This window comes from Aquiflexum sp. (assembly GCF_977115555.1).
In genome coordinates this window covers 1-1,687 of record NZ_CDSBKL010000613.1, presented here as the reverse complement: position 1 = coordinate 1,687, position 1,687 = coordinate 1, and the positions used below count along the sequence as shown (strand labels likewise).

Sequence of the window (1,687 nt, the reverse complement as noted above, 5' to 3'; positions counted from 1 at the left end):
TTTTTTCCCAGGTTCCATCATGGATATTCTGCCTGTTCAGGATTTTTTGCCTTTCTCTGGGAAGGGAAAAATTCACTTCCCGATAACCTAGCGCAATTTTGTGCGTCCCATCCAAGAAGTACCAATCGGGTGCGTTGATATAAATCCCCCTTGCATTCATCCATTGGTAAAGTCCTTTTTGAAGGTTGATCTGTACCCATTGGGAATCATGGAGTCCCTCATGCCCGGGATGGGAAGTAGAAGCACAGACATCGCCGGGATAGGGCCCGTCATTTTCAAAAATATCAAAACCGGTATTTTCAAAGAAAAACTTGAGCTTATCTAAATATTCCAAACCCCAATGACTTGCCATGCAAGGGGCATTTCCAAAAAAAGCACCGCCGGGTTTCCCGGTCAGTGGACTGATGACATCATGTTCATCGCTGATTCTACGGGAACTGAAAAGCGAATAGCCCCCGATTTTGATCCCTTTTTCATGGGCATAATCTGCAAGTCCTTTCCATCTTCTGATATTTTCAGGAGAAATATCCTCCATGTTGATATGGCTGCCAAAACTCAAAATCAGCGCTTCATATCCTGTGGCGACACATTGGTCAATGGCAGTTATGACCTCTTCGTCATTTTTACTCACCAAATGCATAAAAATTGGATTCTGCAAAGTCCAAGGAGCCAATGCCCGGTACATTTTTCTCCTTGCCAGACCATTTCGCTCTCTGTCATAACTGTCCAAAACCAATTCATACGTACGGATTGACTGGAAATTTTCTCCCGGCTTCAGGTCGATTCCTATTCCCCTTTCGGGATAGACTTCGAGGATATTGGGAGTCCGCAGTTCATAATTGACCTGGGAGGTATAGCTGGAATCCGGCTTCCAATGCGTAGCCTGACTGCTGAGCTCGGCGTGCATGGCGTTGTTGAAGGCAAAGTTGTTTTCGATATAAAGTTGGTGGGGCTTTTTCATCTTTTCCGTACTGCCGACCACCGCGGATTCCTCCTCCACGATGCCGAGGATTTCATTGACCACCTGATCGATATGGAGGCTTTCGGTTCCTGAATTTTCCATGGTCAAATACTTCCCAATCAAAGGAAGATTATCGTACATCTCATAGTGTACTTTCAAAATGAGATTTGGAAAATCAGGATGGATATAGGAAAAGCTAACTTTTTTGCCAGAAGCATCTTTTATATGGCCTGTCCAAAAAACAGTTTTGGTAGGAAAATGAGCCTTAATTTCTCCGATTTCATAGGATTGGTATTGGAAATCTTCCAAGGAAGAGACCATTTCATCGAGCCATTCTGATTTGAAAAATCCTTTTTCTTCTTGGCCAGTTAGCCCTCCGACCTTATAGGTTTTACCATTTAAAGTGACTCGGGCCTCAGGCATAGGAGTCCTGAGCATTTGCTCGCCCGTCATCAGGTTGGTGAAATCATAGCAAGCCAGATTGGGTGAGAGAACGAAACTTCTGCGGATCAGCCCGTTTTCCATTTGAATTTCCTTTTCTTCCAAAACAGTTATTACTGCTTTTCTCTCTTGTCCATCGACAAGCCAATCAGAAAAACTTTCCTCTTTCAAGTTAGAATTACAGGCCAAAAGAAAAACAAAAAGAAAATAGCAGGCAGCTTGGATAGTTCGCTTAAGCATAGGATTACATATCAGGTTAATTATTGAATCAATATAAAAAAATAA

1 protein-coding gene is annotated in these 1,687 nt (G+C 42.9%); it reads right to left on the bottom strand.

Features of this window, described 5'->3' with window-relative positions:
- Nucleotides 1-1,642: alpha-galactosidase (locus tag ACZFYI_RS20095; protein WP_462525901.1), on the bottom strand; the 1,642-nt coding region annotated here is incomplete at its 3' end.
- Between the last annotated feature and the right edge of the window lie 45 nt (nucleotides 1,643-1,687).